This is a genomic window from Tepidibacillus sp. LV47, from assembly GCF_048381575.1.
Taxonomy (GTDB): Bacteria; Bacillota; Bacilli; order Tepidibacillales; family Tepidibacillaceae; genus Tepidibacillus.
Genome location: NZ_JBLWIF010000011.1, coordinates 1 through 20,297, shown reverse-complemented (window position 1 = coordinate 20,297; position 20,297 = coordinate 1). Strand labels below are relative to the sequence as shown.

22 protein-coding genes and 1 pseudogene are annotated in these 20,297 nt (G+C 36.3%); 22 read left to right on the top strand and 1 reads right to left on the bottom strand.

Annotation, left to right across the window (positions count from 1 at the left end):
• Positions 1–146: 146 nt before the first annotated feature.
• From ACMW72_RS10880 to ACMW72_RS10780, 21 genes and pseudogenes are all read left to right on the top strand, one after another.
• Positions 147–2,048 (top strand): OPT family oligopeptide transporter, encoded by a 1,902-nt coding sequence (locus ACMW72_RS10880; protein ID WP_418368866.1) that lies wholly within the window; start codon positions 147–149, stop codon positions 2,046–2,048.
• A gap of 73 nt (positions 2,049–2,121) precedes the next feature.
• Complete coding sequence (locus ACMW72_RS10875) at positions 2,122–2,481, top strand: PqqD family protein (protein ID WP_418368865.1); 360 nt, start codon at positions 2,122–2,124, stop codon at positions 2,479–2,481.
• A 28-nt stretch (positions 2,482–2,509) separates the two neighbouring features.
• On the top strand, positions 2,510–3,964 hold the full coding sequence (locus ACMW72_RS10870; RefSeq protein WP_418368864.1) for an aminoacyl-histidine dipeptidase: 1,455 nt from the start codon (positions 2,510–2,512) through the stop codon (positions 3,962–3,964).
• Between the two features lie 74 nt (positions 3,965–4,038).
• Positions 4,039–4,365: a nucleotidyltransferase domain-containing protein gene (locus ACMW72_RS10865; RefSeq protein ID WP_418368863.1), complete on the top strand. Its 327-nt coding sequence runs from the start codon at positions 4,039–4,041 to the stop codon at positions 4,363–4,365.
• Complete coding sequence (locus ACMW72_RS10860) at positions 4,343–4,756, top strand: nucleotidyltransferase substrate binding protein (protein ID WP_418368862.1); 414 nt, start codon at positions 4,343–4,345, stop codon at positions 4,754–4,756. Before ACMW72_RS10865 ends, ACMW72_RS10860 begins: the two co-directional genes overlap by 23 nt.
• A 47-nt stretch (positions 4,757–4,803) precedes the next feature.
• Positions 4,804–5,979: an MFS transporter gene (locus ACMW72_RS10855; protein ID WP_418368861.1), complete on the top strand. Its 1,176-nt coding sequence runs from the start codon at positions 4,804–4,806 to the stop codon at positions 5,977–5,979.
• Between the two features lie 183 nt (positions 5,980–6,162).
• Positions 6,163–7,125, top strand: coding sequence for a cation diffusion facilitator family transporter (locus tag ACMW72_RS10850; protein ID WP_418368860.1), 963 nt, complete (start codon positions 6,163–6,165; stop codon positions 7,123–7,125).
• Between the two features lie 291 nt (positions 7,126–7,416).
• Positions 7,417–8,508 (top strand): O-antigen ligase family protein, encoded by a 1,092-nt coding sequence (locus ACMW72_RS10845; RefSeq protein WP_418368859.1) that lies wholly within the window; start codon positions 7,417–7,419, stop codon positions 8,506–8,508.
• Positions 8,509–8,682: 174 nt separating this feature from the next.
• Positions 8,683–9,300, top strand: coding sequence for a DedA family protein (locus tag ACMW72_RS10840; RefSeq protein WP_418368858.1), 618 nt, complete (start codon positions 8,683–8,685; stop codon positions 9,298–9,300).
• A 102-nt stretch (positions 9,301–9,402) separates the two neighbouring features.
• Positions 9,403–9,885, top strand: coding sequence for a hypothetical protein (locus ACMW72_RS10835; RefSeq protein ID WP_418368857.1), 483 nt, complete (start codon positions 9,403–9,405; stop codon positions 9,883–9,885).
• 65 nt (positions 9,886–9,950) lie between these two features.
• A pseudogene (locus tag ACMW72_RS10830) lies at positions 9,951–10,040 on the top strand (peptidylprolyl isomerase); the annotation flags it as partial.
• Between the two features lie 94 nt (positions 10,041–10,134).
• A complete protein-coding gene (locus tag ACMW72_RS10825; RefSeq protein ID WP_418368856.1) occupies positions 10,135–10,503 on the top strand; it encodes a metal-sulfur cluster assembly factor in 369 nt (122 codons plus the stop codon).
• A gap of 216 nt (positions 10,504–10,719) precedes the next feature.
• Positions 10,720–11,403, top strand: coding sequence for a TerC family protein (locus ACMW72_RS10820; protein WP_418368855.1), 684 nt, complete (start codon positions 10,720–10,722; stop codon positions 11,401–11,403).
• Positions 11,404–11,609: 206 nt separating this feature from the next.
• Positions 11,610–11,981 (top strand): holo-ACP synthase, encoded by a 372-nt coding sequence (gene acpS, locus ACMW72_RS10815; RefSeq protein WP_418368854.1) that lies wholly within the window; start codon positions 11,610–11,612, stop codon positions 11,979–11,981.
• Between the two features lie 61 nt (positions 11,982–12,042).
• The gene (locus ACMW72_RS10810; RefSeq protein WP_418368853.1) at positions 12,043–13,587 is read left to right on the top strand and encodes an NAD(P)H-hydrate dehydratase; all 1,545 of its coding nucleotides are present in this window, start codon (positions 12,043–12,045) and stop codon (positions 13,585–13,587) included.
• A gap of 75 nt (positions 13,588–13,662) precedes the next feature.
• Positions 13,663–14,685, top strand: a complete 1,023-nt coding sequence (locus ACMW72_RS10805; protein WP_418368852.1) for a DUF4367 domain-containing protein — start codon at positions 13,663–13,665, stop codon at positions 14,683–14,685.
• Positions 14,686–14,802: 117 nt separating this feature from the next.
• Positions 14,803–15,219 carry a hypothetical protein gene (locus tag ACMW72_RS10800; RefSeq protein ID WP_418368851.1) on the top strand — a complete coding sequence of 139 codons (417 nt, stop codon included), beginning with the start codon at positions 14,803–14,805 and terminating at the stop codon, positions 15,217–15,219.
• Positions 15,220–15,230: 11 nt separating this feature from the next.
• Positions 15,231–16,397, top strand: coding sequence for an alanine racemase (gene alr / locus ACMW72_RS10795; RefSeq protein ID WP_418368850.1), 1,167 nt, complete (start codon positions 15,231–15,233; stop codon positions 16,395–16,397).
• Positions 16,398–16,593: 196 nt separating this feature from the next.
• On the top strand, positions 16,594–16,845 hold the full coding sequence (locus ACMW72_RS10790) for a CopG family ribbon-helix-helix protein (protein ID WP_418368878.1): 252 nt from the start codon (positions 16,594–16,596) through the stop codon (positions 16,843–16,845).
• 3 nt (positions 16,846–16,848) lie between these two features.
• Positions 16,849–17,199: a type II toxin-antitoxin system PemK/MazF family toxin gene (locus tag ACMW72_RS10785; RefSeq protein ID WP_418368849.1), complete on the top strand. Its 351-nt coding sequence runs from the start codon at positions 16,849–16,851 to the stop codon at positions 17,197–17,199.
• Positions 17,200–17,289: 90 nt separating this feature from the next.
• Entirely contained in the window at positions 17,290–19,452 is a 2,163-nt protein-coding gene (locus tag ACMW72_RS10780) for a Tex family protein (protein WP_418368848.1), read from the top strand.
• A 24-nt stretch (positions 19,453–19,476) separates the two neighbouring features.
• Here the strand turns inward: ACMW72_RS10780 and cmpA are convergent, their stop codons facing one another.
• A complete protein-coding gene (cmpA, locus tag ACMW72_RS10775; protein ID WP_418368847.1) occupies positions 19,477–19,611 on the bottom strand; it encodes a cortex morphogenetic protein CmpA in 135 nt (44 codons plus the stop codon).
• Positions 19,612–19,703: 92 nt separating this feature from the next.
• Here cmpA and ACMW72_RS10770 point away from each other — a divergent pair, with 92 nt between their 5' ends.
• A complete protein-coding gene (locus ACMW72_RS10770; protein WP_418368846.1) occupies positions 19,704–20,183 on the top strand; it encodes a SprT family protein in 480 nt (159 codons plus the stop codon).
• Positions 20,184–20,297: the final 114 nt, after the last annotated feature.

The window sequence follows — 20,297 nt, the reverse complement described above, 5'->3', positions numbered from 1 at the left end:
TCTAAAGTAAAAGGTTGTAAATTCTCCTAAAAATCTTTATAATAGTACATGTTTTGTCAAAAGTATCATAATAAGTTGTGGCCACAATTTTCAAATAAATTTAAATCCTTTTGAGATTGCAAATTTAAAATAGGAGAGGAGATAAAATGGCACAAAACAATAACAACACAAAGGAATTCCGGCCTTTTATTGCAGCTGATAAAGTTCTGCCAGAATTCACGAAAACGTCATTCCTTCTAGGAATTCTTTTAGCTGTGATATTTGGTGCTGCAAATGCCTACTTAGGGCTAAAGGTAGGAATGACGATCAGTGCATCCATTCCTGCAGCCGTTATTTCAATGGGAATCATTAGAGGTATTTTTAAAAAGGACTCTATTTTAGAAAATAACTTAGTGCAAACCATTGGTTCTGCTGGAGAATCTCTTGCTGCTGGGGCAATCTTTACATTACCAGCTCTTTATATTTGGACAACACAATGGAAAATGGGATCCCCAAGTTTATTAACGATCACCCTTATTTCGTTAATTGGTGGAACCCTTGGTGTTTTATTTATGATTCCTTTAAGAAAAGCATTAATCGTAAAAGAACATGGAGTTCTTCCTTATCCAGAAGGAACGGCATGTGCAGAAGTTTTATTAGCAGGTGAAGAAGGTGGAGAAAAAGCAAAAACCACTTTCCTAGGACTGGGAATCGGAGCTATTTATAAGTTTATTGCTGATGGTTTCAAGTTGTTCCCTAGTGAAATTGAAACACCAATCCCTGGATATAAAGGGGCTGCCATTGGTGGGGATGTATTACCTGCACTTCTTGGGGTTGGTTTCATTATTGGCCCGCAAATTTCAGCATACATGTTAGCTGGTGCAGTGATCGGCTGGTTTGGACTCATTCCTTTAATCGATTATATCGGAAGTATGGGGAAAATCATTATGTACCCAGCAACTGTTCCAATTAGTGAATTGGGTTATTGGGGAATTTGGGACAGCTATATCCGTTATGTGGGTGCTGGAGCCGTTGCATTTGGTGGGATCTTTAGCTTAATTAAATCATTACCTTTAATTATCCAAACATTCAAGGATGCAATCAAAGATTATTCTGGTGGCATTGGTGGAAAAGCAACAGAAAGAACAGATCAAGATATTTCATTAAAACTTGTTTTAATTGGAGTTCTTGTTATCATTCTTGCAATGATGATGTTACCCATTATCCCTGTAGGGTTTGTAGGGGCTTTATTAATCGCAATTTTTGGTTTCTTCTTTGCGACGGTTTCTTCTCGAATTGTTGGGCTTGTAGGTAGTTCATCCAACCCCATTTCTGGAATGACAATCGCAACTCTTATCATTACAGCGATTATTTTTAAAGCGACGGGAAATGATGGAAAAGAAGGCATGATTGCAACTTTAATTGTTGGTTCGATCATCGCGATTATCGCTGCCATCGCTGGTGATACCTCTCAAGATTTAAAAACAGGATTTCTTGTAGGAGCGACTCCGAAAAAACAACAAATCGGAGAAATTATTGGTGTTGTTGCTTCTGGGTTAGTCATTGGTTATGTACTTACTTTATTAAATGAAGCGTGGGGATTCGGTTCTTCTGAATTGCCAGCACCACAAGCTACTTTGATGAGGTTAGTTATCGAAGGAGTTATGGGTGGGAACTTACCATGGACACTAATTTTTACAGGAATGGGAATTGGGGTTGCGATTGAATTATTAGGCTTACCTGTATTACCCATTGCCATTGGTATATATTTACCCATCCACTTAAGTACACCGATCATGGTGGGTGGAATCATTCGTGGAATCTTAAATCGAAAACTAGCAAAAAATCCTGATCAAGAACAAATGATTAACCAAAAAATTGATACAGGAATCCTGTTTGCATCAGGTTTGATTGCTGGTGAAGGTTTAGTTGGTATCATATTAGCTATTCTTGCAGTATTAGGAATCGATCTTGTTCTTGGTATTGATTTAGGACAGATTGGATCTTTAATTTTCTTTGGGATCTTAACTTATCTGTTAATGAAATTCTCTGTACTAAAAAAGGTCTAATTCATCCAAGCTAGAATAAGGAGGATATTTCTTATCCTCTTTTTTTATATAATAAAAGATAAGAGGTAGGCTTATGGCGAAAAAAATCTCAAGAAAAGATAATATTTTAGAGTTAGTTCCCAAGAAAACATCAAAATATGAATCGATCATAACCGAAGATGGGGTTGTTCAAATCATTATTCCGAGAAACCGTTTGCTGGATCGTATCGTTAGAATGTTTAAAAACACCCCCAAGGTGATGAGGATTGATTTAGACAAGATTGGAACCTATATTTGGAAACAAATTGATGGCAAAAGAGATATTCAAGAGATCGGAAGATTGTTAAAATTAGAGTTTGGCGATGAGATAGAGCCGTTATATGAAAGGTTAATTACCTATATGAACATTTTAAGGAATAACAAGTTCATTATCTTAGAAAAGAAAGAAGAATAAGTTTATAGAAAGAAAGGAGTATTGACCAATGGGTGATCGATTGGCAGGAATTCAACCTGAAGCTGTATTTCGCAATTTTGAAGCGATTAGTAGAATTCCAAGAGAATCAGGAAATGAGCAACAAATTAGTAATTATTTAACCCAATTTGGGAAAAATCTTGGGCTTGAGGTCATTCAAGAGGAATCTGGGAATGTGATTATCAAAAAGCCGGGGACAAAAAGATATGAACAGGCACCTACTGTTATTTTGCAAGGCCATATGGATATGGTTTGTGTGAAGAAAGAGGATTATCCCTTTGATTTTGCCAAAGATCCTATTCCTTTAGTAGTCGATGGGGATTTGATTAAAACAGAAGGGACCACATTAGGAGCTGACAATGGAATCGCAGTCGCTATGATGATGGCTATTTTGGAATCGGATGAATTAGAGCATCCTCCCCTTGAGTGTTTATTTACCGTTAGTGAAGAAACAGGGATGGATGGTGTCCTTCATCTTCATCCAGAGCATTTAAAAGGAAAGATTCTCATCAACCTTGATTCCGAAGAAGAGGGAGTCATGCTTGCCTCTTGTGCCGGAGGAGTCAATAATGTTGTACATATTCCGATTGATTGGCAAGACAGTAATGGAATGAAGCAAGTTTATACTTTAACCATTAAAGGATTGCGAGGGGGACACTCTGGGATTGAAATTGATAAAAATCGTGCCAGTGCCATTAAATTATTAGGAAGAGTTTTAAAAGCCCTTGATCAAAGACTTAACATACAAATTGCTGCTGTAAATGGCGGAGAAAAAATGAACGCGATTCCGAAAATGGCTTCTGCCACAATTTTGGTTGACGAAGGGGAGGTTAAAGAATTAGAAAAAATTGTTGATCAGTATCAGAACATTTTTCATAAAGAATTTGAAGCGTCAGATCCAAATATTCAAATTCAATTGAACAAAGGAGAAAAAGTAGAAAAAGTATTTAAGAATACAACCAAGAAACATCTCATCCACGCGCTTCGTTTGTTACCCTTTGGTGTACAAACCATGAGTGCCAATATTCAAGGGTTAGTGGAAAGTTCCAATAATATTGGGACATTGGAAACAAAAGAAGAAGAAATCATTTTAAGCAGTGCCGTAAGAAGTTCGGTGAAATCCTTAAAAGATGAGATTAACGACCGAATCGGAAGTATTTGCGAATTGATTGGTGCGAAAATGGAGTTGGTCTCCGATTATCCTGCATGGGAATATGAGCCGAATTCCCGAATCCGCGAGATCATGAATGAAGTATATAAAGAATTGAATCATAAAGAAATGAAGGTCGATGCCATACATGCTGGTTTAGAATGTGGATTCTTAAAGGAAAAGCTTGGTGATGTGGATATGGTTTCCATTGGGCCAAATATCTACAATGCTCATACTCCTGAAGAATCGTTAAGCATTTCTTCTACCCAAAGAGTGTTTGCCTTTCTAACAGAAGTATTAAAAAGGATAAAATAATACTGTCTGTATCAGCTATTATTATGAGATAATGATTCATAATAATAGCTATTTTTGTATGTGAGGTGAAGACATTGTCCTTAGCATCTCAATTAGGTGTTTCTGAGGATTTATTAAATCAAATCATAAATGTGATTTCAAAATATGAGCATATTGAGAAAGTGGTCGTTTTTGGATCAAGAGCAAAAGGGAATGGAAAGAAAACTTCAGATATTGATCTATGTGTTTTTGGCGAACGACTATTGCAAAATGATGTGAATTTATTGATTGATGAATTAAAAGAATTAAATACACCTCTAGATTTTGATGTGGTGCATTTTCAATCTCTTTCAAAAGAAAAATTGAAGGAAAATATTATGCGTGAAGGGGTGAAGATCTATGACAAAAGAAAGGCTTCTTGAAAGATTTCAAGATTTTAAAAACGCTTTAGAACGCTTAAAAGAGAGTCTACAAATAGAGGCGTATCAAGATATCATTCAAGATATCATTATCGATGGTGTGATTCAACGTTTTGAATTCACCTTTGAATTAAGTTGGAAACTGATGAAGCTCTTTTTGGAATATGAGGGAATTGAGGCAAACAGTCCGAGAAGTGCGATTCGGAAAGCCTATGAAATAAATATGATCGAAGATGGGGAAGCATGGATTGACATGATGATAGATCGAAATAAAACATCTCATGTTTATGATGAAGAGATGGCAAAGCAAATTTATGATCGGATTAAAGAAGTGCATATTATTAATCTGGAAAAGTTATTGAATCGATTTGAGAAAGTTATTGAGAATCTTTAAGAAACAAGTAAAGTAAGTTTAATAATAAAAAAGGTAGTTGGTGATGAATGAAAAGTGAGAAACAAATAAACAAAGATCGTTTATGGACAAAAGATTTTATCTTGTTATCCCTTTCCAATTTGCTCTTATTCTTTGGCTTTCAAATGTTGCTCCCGACACTACCTGCTTATGTTTCGCAAAAAGGTGGTGGAAATCTTGCCGTTGGTATGGTAATAAGTCTTTTTACCATTTCTGCAGTTTTGATTCGTCCGTTTTCTGGTGCAGCTTTAGATCTTATCGGAAGAAAGAAGGTATTAATGGTTGGTTTCATCATTAGTTTATTTGCAATCGGAAGTTATTACATCGCCATTACAGTTTTGCTCGTCTTATTTTTGCGTATTGTTCATGGATTAGGATGGGGAATATCTTCAACAACAAATGGTACGGTTGCCTCTGATTTAATTCCTGCTGCAAGAAGAGGAGAGGGGATGGGGTATTTTGGTTTATCCTCCACGTTAGCCATGGCGATCGGGCCAATGATCGGGGTTATGATCATTCGTTCTTCTGGTTTTGGCGTATTATTTTTCACTTCGTTTGTTAGCACCTTTTTGGCTTTTCTTTTAACGTTTTTTATTAAAATCCCGGAAACGAACAGAAATATGTCAAAGAATGTTCATACTTCTTTTACTTCTCGTTTAATCGAAAAAAGGGCATTATTCCCATCGCTACTTGTTTTATTATTTTCTATTACATATGGAGGCATTGTTAGTTTCATTACTTTGTTCGGAAAAGAAGCTGGGATTGAAAATGTGGGTTGGTTTTTTACAATGAATGCGCTTTTTGTATTCATTACTCGTCCTATTTCAGGTAGACTTTTTGATAAAAAGGGGCATTTTTTCGTTTTATTTCCAAGTGCCTTTTTTACAATTATTGGGCTAATTCTATTATCTTACGCATCTTCCAATCTTACGTTAATTTTAGCCGCTGTTTTTTATGGAATAGGTTTTGGCTCAATACAACCTTCTTTACAGGCTTGGACGATCAACCGAGTTTCTGCTGATCGCAGAGGGGCTGCCAATGCCACGTTTTTCTCCGCATTTGACTTAGGGATTGCTGGAGGGGCAATGGTTTTAGGAACCATAGCAGAGATGACGAATTATGAGCATATGTATCGTTATTCAAGTATTTTTATTGTCATATATCTTGTGATCTACTTGTTATATATGTTTCAGGAAAAGAAATGATTGGTGTAGCGTGAAGTATAAAAATAAAATTTGGGGAGAATTTATCAGCTAAATTTGTAGTGAGGCGTAACGGTTATGTTTTGCTTGACAATATTTAGAAACCGGTATTTATATAAAAGAGGAATAAAAAAATCTCATTAGCATATATAAAATGGAAAGATTCCGTTGAAAGGGGATTTCTTTGTGCAACATGCCCATCATGTAACAGATAAAAAAAGTACAGGCATCAATATTGCTTTTTGGTTAACATTTTTGTTGTTTGTGGCCGAAATTATCGGAGGTATATTGACCAATAGTTTGGCAATTTTAAGTGATGCATGGTATCTATTAAGTGATATTTTAGCTTTAGGAGTTAGTTGGTTTGCACTAAGGCAAGCTAGAAAACCAGCGAATAAACGATTAACCTTTGGTTATCATCGTTTTGGAATTTTTGCAGCTTTTTTTAATAATTTAACCTTAATAGCTATATCATTTTATATTTTTTATACAGCTGTATTACGTATTTTCCATCCCAAAGAGGTAAAATCATTAGGAATGGTTTACCTAGCGATTCTTGGTTTAGTGATAACAGGAACAATCGTGCTATTTCTCCGTAAAGAAGAACAAAACTTAAATGTGAGGAGTGCAGTTTTACACTTCGTTGGTGATGTCTTTTCTTATGCTGGAGTCATCTTAGGTGGAATGATTCTTCATTTTACAGGTTGGTTATGGATCGACCCTATCATAAGTATCGTTTTTGCAAGTATTATTCTACGTGGTGCTTTCTCGATGTTAAGGGAATCCTTTTGGATTTTATTAGAAGGGGTACCTTCTAATTTTGATGTTGATGAAATCACAAAGGATATGGAAAGTGTACCAGGAGTTCATTCCGTTCATGATGTTCATATTTGGGGTATTTCTGCTGAAGAAGTCATGCTAACGGCGCATATTGTCGTTGAAGAACAACCTGTATCAGAAGGACATGATTTGTTACATGAAGTAAAAAAGGTACTAAGAGGGAAATACGGTATTCGGCATTCCATTTTACAATTAGAAACCATTGACTATCAGGAGAAAAATAAAGGTGAAAGAAAATTTGATCCCAATTTGTCGCCCGATCCGAAAATGGGATTTGATATCGTATCTTTGACAAGAAAAAACAAATAATTGTTCTTTTTGTTAATTTTTGGTTTATTTATTGCTATAAAAACATTTTGTTGATAAGATATTAACGAATAAATGCCAAATTTACTTTACAATTATAGAGGACTCAATTGTGATTTTTTTTTAGAATCAGGAAATAGGCATATAATAATTGTAACTTTAAGATAAAAAGAGAAAATGGCAGGGGGGTTGGAGACGGTGTATTTAGGTATGGTTTTGATCACATATTCACCATATCTAGCATTTCTACCCGCTCTTTATTTAATATATTCTTTAATAAAGAATGAAAAATTGGTGTTGAGAAATGTTTGGACAATTGGGTTGTTTTTATTATTTATTTGGTCTTCTTTCGTAAGCTTGATCAACTCACAAATTTTATCTCTGTTTGCATCTTTAGGAATATTAGCTTTTTTAATTGTGAGTATTTATGTTCAAGAAAATTATCGTACTGAAGAAATGATGATGAAAGTACTTCACTCGATTTTCATAATTTCCATTGGGTCAGCTTTCATTGGTGTTTTAGAAGCTTTGAAAGTGATTAATTATGATCCAGCTTGGTGGAAATTTTTATTCGGTACTCGACAATTAGGTTCGATTGACGTAAAACGAATTTCAGGAACTTTTAACAATCCGAACCTTGCTGGTACTTGGTATGCGATCATGACGTTAATCGGATTTTATTTCTTTAACAAGAATGAAGGACGTAAAAAGTGGTTTTATGCGATTGCTACGTTACTATATCTGATTGTTTTATTTTGGACTGGTTCCCGGGGTGGGACAATTGGCCTAATTATTGGTTTTGCAACATATTTTTATTTCTTAGGCCATAAGAAAAAGGTTATCACTATTTTAGTTTTATTTTTAAGTGGAACCATTTTAATGTTGCACCATCCACAATGGTTTCCTAGAGGAAATAGCTTGTTTGCTACCATTGATGGACGGGTATCGATCTGGGAAAATGCTGTTTATTTGTTTGTTATTAAACCGGTCACCGGTTGGGGATTAATGGGGATTTACACCTCTAATAATTATGTTTTCAATAAGTATCATGCATTTCACGCTCACAATATTCCTTTAACGATTGCGACTACTCTTGGGTTAATTGGTTTAGCGATTTTTATCTGGATGATATGGGAATTATTCAAAGAGATTAAGGTATTATATCGTTTCAAAAATCAACTTACTCCTTTATTAGCAGCTATTCAAGCGGCTATTTTAGGGCAGGGGCTATTTGATTTTACGATCATGAGTCCTCAAGTTGGAATATTATTTGTGGCGTCAGCAACGATGATTGAAACCCTGGCTTATTCTTATCAGCCGTCTCTGGTTCCTTATTATTTCGCAATACGCTTAAAGCAAAAAAAACAACAAAAGAGTATTGTATAGTGGGTAAATAAAGCCGAAGAGAACCTAACAAGTCCTCTTCGACTTTTTCTGTATTCTTTTTCCCTTTTTCTGGTTCGTTTTAGAGGATAAAAGAGTAGAATGATGAGTTAGCGCGTTTTTTTAGGTTAGAATAAAAATGGAAACTTACTGATAAGAAAATGAAGGAGCCAATTTATGCGTGATACCATCTTACATATAATTGCAAATTACGGATATATCGGAATCTTTGTCTCGTTGATTCTTGGTATTGTAGGACTACCGATCCCTGATGAAACGATTATGATGTTGGCTGGATATTTGATTACTAAAGAGCATCTTAATTATTTTTTAACGATACTAGTAGCCTTTTCAGGAAGCATGATCGGTATGACGGTGAGCTTTATCATTGGCAAAAGGTTAGGCTTGCCCTTTTTAGAAAAGTATGGAGCAAAGATACGAGTGACTCCTGAACGATTAAAGCATGTAGAAAAATTCTTTAATCGATTTGGTAAATATACGGTGTCCATTGGTTATTATATTGCGGGAGTACGTCACTTTAGTGCGATTTTTGCAGGAATCAGTAATTGGTCTTATGGAACATTTGCCCTTTATGCTTTTCCAGGTGGATTAGTTTGGGTCTTGGTTTTTGTCAATCTAGGCTATTTTTTAGGAGAACATTGGCATCATTTATATAAGATAATACACCATTATATGAGAATCGCGCTGATTATTGTAATCATAGGAGCGATATTCTGGGGATATTTTATCTATAAAAAAAAACAAATACCTCGGAAGGGCCAGATGAAATCTTAAACATTTCTTAACACTTTATAAAGAAAATCTAAACACACTCTCGGACAAGATAAAAGTGGAAGATCACTTCCACAAAAAAAAAGAAGAGAGGTGCTTAGGAAAATGAAGAAGAACAAAACTTGGACCAATCGAGTTTTACTTACCGTTATGGGATTATTGGTCATCTTTGGTTCTATCGCTTTTGCAGAAGAAGATGGTGGAATTGTAAAACAAAACTTAAAAAAGGATAATACCACTTCTTGGCAGCCTTTTTTAGGCATGGGACGACATTTTGGCGGAACAATGAGATCAACCATTGCAAAGGCGCTCAATATGACAGAGGAGCAAGTGTATTTAGAGCGATTAAAGGGTAAATCAATAGCTGATCTAGCAAAAGAAAAGGGAATCCCAATCGAAAAAATCATGACGGAAATGAAGGCGGCTAAAAAAGCACAGGTTGATCAATTGGTTAAAGAGAAGAAGATTACTGATGATCAGGCAAAGTTCATCTTGAATCGGATGGAAACGAATCTCCGTGCAGCCATTGAAAGAAAAGGAATTGGTCCAAGGGGAAATGGTGGTATAAGGAAAGGAAGATGTAGATAGTAAAAAGGTGGCAATCATGCCTCCTTTTTTGTATAATGCTTATATTGAATAGGAAAGGAGAATGCAATGGTATGGGAGGTCCAGGGTATCAATTTGAAGATGAACTGCCACCCGTGAAGGAATATAAACCAGGAATCGTAGCAATGGCAAATAGTTCGCTATTTTTCAAAGGTTAACAATCTCAACGAAATAGGGTATGCTATAGTTATCTATGATCGTTTTGGTCATTAACTCTATTTTAATGAGGTGATGTTTGTGTCTTTGTCCGATGAATTACAAGAGATCGCTCCCATTGATTTCGAGGGAATTGAAGATGAAAAGTTGAAACAAGAGATCATTGATGCGTTAATGGAAGTCAATGATCCCGAAATCAATATTGATATTATAAATTTAGGCTTAGTTTATAAGGTGCAAATGGATGATGAAAAAAACGTTAAGATCCAAATGACGTTAACGGCTATTGGTTGTCCGCTAGCTGGTTCGATTGCTGGGCAAGTACAACAAGCTCTAAAACAAATTGAAGGAATTAACGATGTGCAGGTTGATTTAGTTTGGAACCCACCTTGGGATCGAAATCGCATGTCAAAAATGGCAAAGATGGCATTAGGTATTCATTAATCCACATTTGACTTTCCTTATTTTTCATGGTACCCTTAGATTAAAGGGGAGTAGCTATTAAACAACAAAGTCGTCATGACAGGAATGTTGATTCCTCGGCTTTGTTGGCAACAATAATGGTTGTTAGCAAGACCTTTATCTTTAGATAAGGGTCTTTTTTCATGAAGGGAAATTTTTTTCAAATGATTAGGCATGATAAAGAATGGGGGTGCATTTATGGATATACTCAGTCTTCAATTTTTCAGCAGTCTACTCAGTATTATTATGATTGATATCGTCCTTGGCGGAGATAACGCGATCTTGATTGCTTTAGCGACGAGAAAACTAAATCAAAAACAACGGAAGAAAGCTGTTTTCTGGGGTGTTTTTGGTGCTGTTGCAGTAAGAGCAATATTAACAGCTGTAGCTGTTTATGTGTTAAAAGTACCATTTATTAAGTTTGTTGGAGGAATTCTTCTCGTTTGGATTGCATATAAATTATTAGTTGAAGAAGAAAAACATGATGAAGTGAAATCTGGTGAAAATACTTGGGCCGCAATTAAAACAATAGTCATCGCCGATTTATTAATGGGAATTGATAATGTATTAGCCGTTGCTGGAGCAGCACATGGTCATCCCTTATTAGTTGTACTTGGATTATTAATCAGTATTCCGATTATTGTCTGGGGAAGTGGAATTATTCTCCGATTTATCGAAAGGTTCCCTATTATTATTTTTCTTGGAGGAGCAATTATTGCTTGGACAGCAGGAAAGATGATTGTTGAAGACAGTATCATACATAGAGAGATTATTTCTCAACTTCCTTTATTAGATCTTATTATACCAATCTCCATTACTATCCTTGTAGTTTTAATGGGTTACTGGAAAAGAAACGCAAGCGCATCTTATAACAAAGTATAAGGAATAGCAAACGGGACTGCTTTTTAAGGCAGTCTTTTTTTACATACGTCCAGCATGGGCACAAACTAGACGGTGAAAGTCCATTGTCTTGCGATTCCGCTGTTTCCAAAGTTAGGAGCAGCGTTAAACATACAAACCGCTAGGTAAAAAGTTAAGTTGAGCTAAGAAATGAAATCGTTTAAGATGAAAAAAAGGAGGCGACATTGGTGATATTTGGTATTGGCGTTGATCTTATTGAACTAGAGCGAATTAGAAAAATTGTCGAAAGAAACGAAATCTCGTTTATTAATAAAATTTTAACGAAAGCGGAAAAGGAATATCTACCAACGTCCACTAAGCGAAAAATTGAGTATTTAGCAGGTCGTTTTGCGGGTAAAGAAGCGGTGGCAAAAGCTTTAGGGACAGGAATTGGCAAGGGGCTTAGTTGGAAAGAGATTGAAATTCTCCCCCTTCCCTCGGGTAAGCCAGTTGTCACTTTAAAAAATGATCATTTATTAACATATGATTTTAAGATCCATATTACGATTAGCCATTCTAAGTCGCTAGCAATTGCAAAAGTTATTATCGAACAAATATAGACAGCCTGCATATCTGTCTAATTTCGGACATACATATATAACGCGGTGAGGTGAAAGGAAAGTGTTATTGGTAACTGCGGAAGAAATGCGTGAAATGGACCGAAAAACGATCGAAGAGATTGGCATACCTAGTTCCGTATTGATGGAAAACGCGGGAGTACAGGTAGCAAGAAAAATTAAGGAAAGGGTGAATCATCAAGCAAAAGTTCTCATACTCTCAGGGCATGGAAACAATGGCGGGGATGGGTTTGTTGTTGCAAGGCACCTTGGAAACGCAGGATACGATGTTGTAACCTTTGTGATTGGCGACCTAAACAAGAGCTCTAATGAAACCAAAATACATTATCAAGCACTTGTTAATTCTCAATACCCCGTCTATTTTTACAATCAAGAAACAAAGAAAGATTTATTCGCATTGATGGAACAAACAGATATCATTGTTGATGCTTTATTAGGAACTGGAGCAAAAGGAAGACCTAGGGAACCTATTTCTGAAATTATCCAATATGCAAATCAAACAAAAGCAATAAAAGTGGCGATTGATATGCCATCAGGAGTAGACAGTAATACAGGTGAAGTTGTAGATCAAGCATTTCAGGCTGATTTAACCGTAACGTTTGCTTTACCTAAATTAGGACAATTTCTCTATCCTGGAGCAAGTTATATCGGTGAGTTAGCGGTTGTTGATATCTCTATTCCACCTGTGGTATCAACATCAATGGGGATCAAACGCTATTTGTTAACAAAAGAAGTGTTAAAAAGCAAACTTCCTATTCGCAAAGCAAATAGCCACAAAGGCACCTATGGTCATGCCCTTTTAATTGGCGGTTCTAAAGATATGCCTGGAGCGCCAACCTTAGCAACAATGGCAGCTTTAAGATCAGGGGCAGGATTAACAACTGTAGTGATTCCAAAGTCAATTCAAGCAATGGTGTTTAACCAGGTGCCAGAGGCGATTTGCATCGGTAGTGAAGAAACACGGACAGGACATTTAGATTTTTCTTTTCTGGATCCTCTCATCGCAAGTGAAAATAAGTATACTGCTTTAGGTATTGGGCCAGGAATGGGGATCTGGGATCAAGGGTTATCAGGGTTAAGAAAGATTATCAGCTCTTTTTCTGGTCCATTAGTGATTGATGCCGATGGATTAAACCTTCTTTCGCAAAATCCCCATTTGCTTCTTCAGCGTATTGGCCCAACCGTGATCACTCCGCATCCAGGTGAGATGTCAAGACTCATTGGAAAAGAGATCCAATATATCGAAAAGAATCGCCCTCAAGTTGCTCTTGAATTCGCCACAACATATCAAGTCTATCTCGTATTAAAAGGTGCTCATTCCATTATTGCTACTCCAGATGGAGAACTTTATTTAAATCCCACTGGTGGACCTGAATTGGCAAAAGGGGGATCAGGGGATGTTTTAACGGGAATGCTAACAGGTTTTCTCGCACAAAAGATTCCTGTACTCCACGCTGTTTTGCTATCTGTTTATCTTCACGGGTTGGCAGGTAATTTAGCAAGTAAACCATCCAATTACAGTACGTTAGCTAGGGATCTTGTCGAAAAAATCGGGTATGCCATTGGTCAAATGATCGAATCACGCTGATGCAATTACCGACACATTTCCCAGGAAATAGACAGAATCTCTCATCTGTCGAAAACTATAGGGGGATGATTGAATATGCATCGATCGAAATGGTTGCTAATGGCGCTCGTCTTGATCTTTATGGTATTTTTTTCAGGATGTGGTGCAAAAGACTCAAGTGATATCGTCAGTGATCTAGAAGATCAGTTAGCCGATTTAGATAGTTATCAAGCAGTAGGAACAATGAAAATCCAAACAGGAGAAACAGTACAAGAATATAATGTTCAAGTATGGTACAAACAACCCCACTTTTATCGGATTGAACTAAACAATGCGAATACGAAAGTAACACAGATTGTCTTAAAAAACGATGATGGAGTATTTGTCTTAGATCCTGCAATCAAAAAGAGCTTCCGTTTTAAAAGTGACTGGCCTGAGTCAAGTGGCCAACCTTATTTATATGAATCATTAGCAAAAAGTGTAATTGAAGATAAGGACCGTGTCTTTGTTAAAGAAGAAGACAATTATGTCTTTCAAGTAAAAGCCAACTACCAAAATCAAACACTTACCGCTCAAAAAGTTTGGTTTAATAAAGACTTACAACCAGTAAAAGTAGAAATTTATGATCCAAATGAAGTGAAATTGGTGGAGATGGTATTCTCTAAATTTGAATTTGGTTCAAAATTTGATGATGATGCATTTGAGATGAATCGGAATCTTGAAGGTTGGGAACCAACAAGTTTACCAGCAATGGAAAATATGGATAATAGTAAGAACTTTGGGATTATTGAACCCTCCTATATCCCAACAGGAGTGGTAAAGAAAGATCTAAAAGTAGTCAATCAAGACAATGAACGTAAGGTAGTCATAAAATATGCGGGTGAATTCAATTATAGTTTAATTGAATCTCGTCCCAAAGCTACAGTGGCTAGTGCCCCTGATTTCTCAAAATCAGATATTATCGATCTTGGTTATGGGATTGGTGTTCTAACTGAAATGACAGAAACCCGTTCATTACGTTGGACTTATAACGGGGTTGAGTATCTCTTAACTGGTGACCTTCCAACAGAAGAGATGGTTGCTATTGCAAAATCTGTCTTTGCACAAACTGGGAAGTAAGTATTGGGCGGAAACAATCCGCCCTTTTCTTTTTAGCAGAAATAGATTAGATTGAAATTGGATAAAAAAAAGTCTAAGATTGTCCTAGAAAAGGATAGGACAAGGTGTGTGAAAGGGATGAAGATAATATTTGATGAACAACCTTCGTATTTGACGTTATTATTAAGGAAATCTTTTCTTCATAAGACGATAGAAACGATTATTTTTATTGTTTTAGTGATTATTTTAGCTTTTGTTTATGGAAATACGGGTATTATTTTTAAGGTGGGCGCACTGATCAGTGCAGGAGTGGTTCTTTTATTGTCACCCTTTGTTTATCAATTAATCGTTCGTCCTAGATATATGTTAACAGAAACAGAGCTTATTATTGAAAAGATGAATCAAAAGAAAACCATTCCTCTATCTCGTATTGAAGAGGCTTATGATTTACACTATATTTTCCGAATCAATGGAAAAAAAGAGGTTTTAAGTGTATCCGACTCCTTTCTTGATGTACTGAATCAACAACTCTTACAGCAAAAACTAAAAAAATAGAGGTGTAAAAAATGGAGTTGCCCTATTACCGACCGACAGTAGCAGAAATTAATCTTGATGCATTGACAGAAAATGTTCGTTTTTTCCGTAACCACCTTCCAAAAACGGTAGAAATTATGGCTGTCGTTAAAGCGAATGCCTATGGTCATGGAGCCATACCTGTTGTTTATCACCTCCAATCAATAGGAATTCACAATTTTGCTGTTGCTTTTATGGATGAAGCCATTCAGCTAAGAAAAGCAGGAATTCAAGATCAAATCCTCATATTAGGATATACCCCTAAAGAAGCGATCGAAGCAGCATTTCATTACGATATTCGTGTTACCGTATTTACAAAAGATGTATTAGAACGAATTCATCAGATCGGAGAGAAGTTAAAAAAGCCATTAAAAGTTCATCTGAAAATTGACACAGGAATGGGGCGTATCGGTATCTATCCAGAAGAAGTGAAATCATTTTATAACATGATTTCTTCTTCTCCTTGGATTGAATTAGAAGGGGTATTTACTCATTTTGCAACAGCAGATGAAAAAGATAAGGGATTTACAAGGTTGCAATATCAACGATTTATGGAAGCTGTTCATTTGATCAGGGAATATCAGAAAATCCCAATCATTCACATGTCCAACAGTGCAGCAATCATTGATTTGCCAGATCTACCGCAAAATATGGTAAGATTAGGAATTAGTCTATATGGGATGTTACCATCGAATGAGGTTGGAATTGATCCTAGTCAGTTAAAGCCTGTTATGACATTAAAAACAAAGATTAGTTTTATCAAAAAAGTATATCCAGGGCAAACCATTAGTTATGGAGCAACCTATAAGGTGAAAAAGGAATCAATTGTGGCAACAATCCCTATTGGCTATGCGGATGGGTTTTTTCGAGGATTATCGAATCGTGGATTTGTATTGGTTCGTGGGGAAAAAGCTCCAATTATTGGTCGAGTGTGTATGGACCAAACAATGATCGATGTTACACATCTTCCTGATATTCAAGAAGGGGAAGAGGTTATCATTTATGGAACGCAAAACGGCCGTCAGCTTACGATGGGTGATCATGCGATGATCCTTGATACCATTAATTATGAATTAGCTACATCGGTTGGTTATCGTGTTCCTCGAATCTATTACCGTGATGGAAAAATCGTAGGGTATGATAATTATCTATTGGATTAGGAAAAAAGTAACAGAAGGAATTTTGCCAAAAACAACGAATAATTGATATAATAGAGTCATTCTTTTTATGAACTTTCTTTAAGTATAATTTTGCATCGTTTTCGACATAATGGTATTATAAAAACTGCAAAGGAATAATGAGTGAGTTGCTTGATTTTAGGTGGGGGTGCAAAGAGTGTCCAATACGAAACGAATCATGATCAGCTTACCTCAAAACCTACTACAAGAGGTAGATGGAGTAGCTAAAAAGGAAAAATCAAACCGAAGTGAACTAATCCGTGAGGCAATGAAGTTATATTTGCAAGAGAAAAGGAAACAGACCATTCGTGAAAGTATGCAAAAAGGGTATATGGAAATGGCCAAAATTAACTTGAATCTTGCTTCAGAATCCTTTTTGTTAGAAGAAGAAGCCGATGATGCGATAGACCGCTTAGTTAGCGGGGTGTAAAACTTGATCGTAAAACGTGGCGACGTTTTTTTTGCGGATTTATCCCCTGTAGTAGGATCAGAACAAGGTGGGGTACGCCCTGTTCTTGTCATTCAAAATGATATAGGGAATCGCTTTAGTCCGACAGTGATCGTCGCAGCCATAACAGCCCAGATCCAAAAGGCAAAATTACCGACTCATGTGGAGATTAGTGCCAAACAATATGGATTGGAACGTGACTCTGTCATTTTGTTGGAGCAAATTCGCACGATCGATAAACAAAGACTAACCGATAAAATTACCCATTTAGATGATGAAATCATGGCAAAAATTAATGAAGGGCTTCAAATTAGTTTAGGTTTGATCGATTTTTGATCAATTAAGAGGGATTCGTTTCAACCCCTCTTTTTCTATGTATAAAGGCTTCAATTGAAGCTTTTTTCTTTTACTATAAGGAGGAAAAAGATGGACTTATTGGCGTTTATCGTTGAAAAAGTAGCTAAAGAATTACAACTAGAGGAACAACAAGTCATCCAAGTACTTCAATTACTGGATGATGGGAACACAATCCCTTTTATTGCCCGCTATCGAAAAGAGAGAACAGGTGGTTTAGACGAAGAAAAGTTGCGTCAAATTGAAGAACGAGCAAACTATTTAAAAGCGCTACATGATCGCAAACAAGAAGTGCTTCGTTTAATTGCTGAACAAGGAAAGTTAACAGAAGAATTGAAGAAAGAGATTGAACAAGCAACCAAACTACAACAAGTAGAAGATCTTTATCGTCCTTTCAAACCGAAAAGAAAAACTAGGGCGAGTATAGCCAAAGAAAAAGGATTAGAACCAATAGCAAAAGCACTGATTGATCCAGACCAAATCGAGCAAATTGAAAGCTTAGCGAACAACTATCTTGATCCAGAAAAAGAATTACATCAAGTTGAAGACGTAATCCAAGGTGGAAAAGATATCGTTGCTGAAATGATCTCTGATGATCCGATGGTAAGGCAGTGGGTACGCGCTTATACAATCAAACATGGTATGATTGAAGTTCAAGCAAAAGATAAAGAACAAGAAAGTGTTTATGAAATGTATTATGACTACAAGGAGCCTGTCAAACAGATTCGTCACCATCGGGTATTAGCCATTAATCGTGGGGAAAAAGAAGGATTTCTAAAGGTGAAAATTACCATCGATGAGGAAGCGATCTTTCAAGGGATTGCTCGTAAATTTAAACCTTTTCTTTCATTTAAGAGTTTACCGATTCTTCTTAGGGAAATTATCGAGGATAGTTATAAGCGTCTGATTGCTCCTGCAGTAGAAAGGGATGTAAGGCAAGTATTAACAGAAAAGGCAGAAGAGCAAGCCATCCATATTTTTGCTTCAAACTTGCGCCAATTATTATTACAACCACCGGTTAAGGGGAAAGTGGTATTGGGGATCGACCCTGCCTACCGTACAGGTTGTAAATTGGCTGTTGTCGATCCAATCGGAAATGTAAAAGAGATACGGGTCATTTATCCCACTCCGCCAGAGAATAAAATCGAAGAGGCTAATCAGGTATTGAAAGATCTGGTTGATCGTTTCGATATCGAGATTATTGCCATTGGTAATGGAACTGCTTCAAGGGAAACGGAACAATTTGTCGCTGATTTTATTCGTAAATATAATGCAAATGTCTCATATATTATTGTTAGTGAAGCAGGTGCTAGTGTTTATTCGGCTTCTGAATTAGCCCGTGAAGAATTTCCAAATCTTGATGTATCAGAAAGAAGCGCAATCTCCATTGCCAGAAGATTGCAAGATCCCTTGGCAGAACTTGTCAAAATTGATCCGAAATCTGTCGGGGTTGGCCAATACCAACATGACGTCTCACAAAAAAAGCTCGAAGAAAGTTTGAAAAATGTTGTCGAATCCGTAGTCAACTATGTTGGTGTTGATGCCAATACTGCTTCTGTTTCTTTATTACAGTACATTTCAGGAATGAACAAAACAGTAGCCAAAAATTTAGTGACATATCGAGAAAAGAATGGTCCTTTTCTTAGCCGTGAGGATTTGAAAAAAGTCCCTCGGTTTGGAGCAAAGACTTATGAACAAGCGATCGGCTTCTTGCGAATCGATGGGGTAAATCCTTTGGACAAAACATCCATCCATCCAGAGTCTTATGAAGCAACTTATGCGTTATTAGATACAATTGGTATTTCAAAGGAAGAGATTGGAACAAAAGAGTTAAAGGAACGGATTTCCCAGATTGATCTAAAAGACATGAGCGAAAAGTTAGACATTGGACTGATGACTCTTGAAGATATCGTGGAGAATTTGGTTCGACCGATGCGCGATCCTCGCGATGAATTACCAAAACCTATCTTTCATAAAGATGTTCTAAAAATCGAAGATTTAAAACCCGGAATGATGTTAAAAGGGACCGTTCGAAATATTGTGGATTTTGGGATTTTTGTCGATATTGGTGTAAAAGAAGATGGTCTTGTCCATATTTCAGAATTAAGTGATCAATATGTCAAACATCCTTTAGATGTGGTTTCTGTAGGAGATATTGTTGACGTATGGGTACTGAATACAGATATTAAGAGGAAAAGAATTAGTCTCACCATGAAACCAAAGTCTACAAAATAAAGGGCTAATGTCGCCGATTTGGTATTATCCTAAATCTTCCATTTCTTTGTTTTTTTCTTTATCAAGATAGGAAAACCAAAAGTCATTTAATAATTTAATTCGATACTTGTCTTTAAAATAAAACGCTTGGGAGAATTGACGCCGTAACCAATCAGGCACCACAATTCCTCCTTAAAAAGAAGATTTTTTGATATATTGTATGAAAAAACAATATTCTAGGTTCGTATTTTTAAACAGTAAGGTGAAAGTTTGTGAAACAAGCAGAACTGCAAAAATTAGTGGAGGAAATTTCCCTTCAATATTTTGGGCTTCCTTTTTTGCATAAAGCAACGTTTAATCCAAGATTAAGGACGACTGGGGGAAGATATCTCACCAAAAGCCATCATCTTGAATTTAATCTAAAATCTTATGAACAATATGGGATCGAAGAGTTAGTTCAAATTATCAAACATGAATTGTGTCATTATCATTTACACTTACAAGAGAAGGGTTATCAACACAAAGATAGAGAATTTAAAGAATGTCTAAAACGGACAGGAGGGTGTCGCTATTCTAAACCAGTTGCAAAAAGCAAAGAAAGACCGTATCGGTATCAACTCGTCTGCCAAAAATGTGGTCAAACTTATCTTCGCAAATATAAAATCAATCCTAAACATTATCGTTGTGGGCGTTGTAGAGGAACTTTAAAAATGAATCAGATCTATTTAACAACTAGAAAAAATGATGGATAGATATTGACAACTAAAATTGGATATGATAAATTATAAAAGTCGCTGTTACAAATAAAATATTCCTCGTTAGCTCAGTCGGTAGAGCACTCGGCTGTTAACCGAGTTGTCGCAGGT

Bases quoted from the DNA above. Each gene is read 5' to 3' on its own strand.
- ACMW72_RS10870 (WP_418368864.1), top strand. From the start codon at position 2,510: ATGGGTGATCGATTGGCAGGAATTCAACCTGAAGCTGTATTTCGCAAT.
- ACMW72_RS10805 (WP_418368852.1), top strand. From the start codon at position 13,663: ATGCATCGATCGAAATGGTTGCTAATGGCGCTCGTCTTGATCTTTATG.
- ACMW72_RS10800 (WP_418368851.1), top strand. From the start codon at position 14,803: ATGAAGATAATATTTGATGAACAACCTTCGTATTTGACGTTATTATTA.
- ACMW72_RS10880 (WP_418368866.1), top strand. From the start codon at position 147: ATGGCACAAAACAATAACAACACAAAGGAATTCCGGCCTTTTATTGCA.
- ACMW72_RS10840 (WP_418368858.1), top strand. From the start codon at position 8,683: ATGCGTGATACCATCTTACATATAATTGCAAATTACGGATATATCGGA.
- ACMW72_RS10825 (WP_418368856.1), top strand. From the start codon at position 10,135: ATGTTTGTGTCTTTGTCCGATGAATTACAAGAGATCGCTCCCATTGAT.
- ACMW72_RS10875 (WP_418368865.1), top strand. From the start codon at position 2,122: ATGGCGAAAAAAATCTCAAGAAAAGATAATATTTTAGAGTTAGTTCCC.
- ACMW72_RS10820 (WP_418368855.1), top strand. From the start codon at position 10,720: ATGGATATACTCAGTCTTCAATTTTTCAGCAGTCTACTCAGTATTATT.
- ACMW72_RS10780 (WP_418368848.1), top strand. From the start codon at position 17,290: ATGGACTTATTGGCGTTTATCGTTGAAAAAGTAGCTAAAGAATTACAA.
- ACMW72_RS10790 (WP_418368878.1), top strand. From the start codon at position 16,594: ATGATCAGCTTACCTCAAAACCTACTACAAGAGGTAGATGGAGTAGCT.
- ACMW72_RS10835 (WP_418368857.1), top strand. From the start codon at position 9,403: ATGAAGAAGAACAAAACTTGGACCAATCGAGTTTTACTTACCGTTATG.
- alr (WP_418368850.1), top strand. From the start codon at position 15,231: ATGGAGTTGCCCTATTACCGACCGACAGTAGCAGAAATTAATCTTGAT.
- ACMW72_RS10860 (WP_418368862.1), top strand. From the start codon at position 4,343: ATGACAAAAGAAAGGCTTCTTGAAAGATTTCAAGATTTTAAAAACGCT.
- ACMW72_RS10855 (WP_418368861.1), top strand. From the start codon at position 4,804: ATGAAAAGTGAGAAACAAATAAACAAAGATCGTTTATGGACAAAAGAT.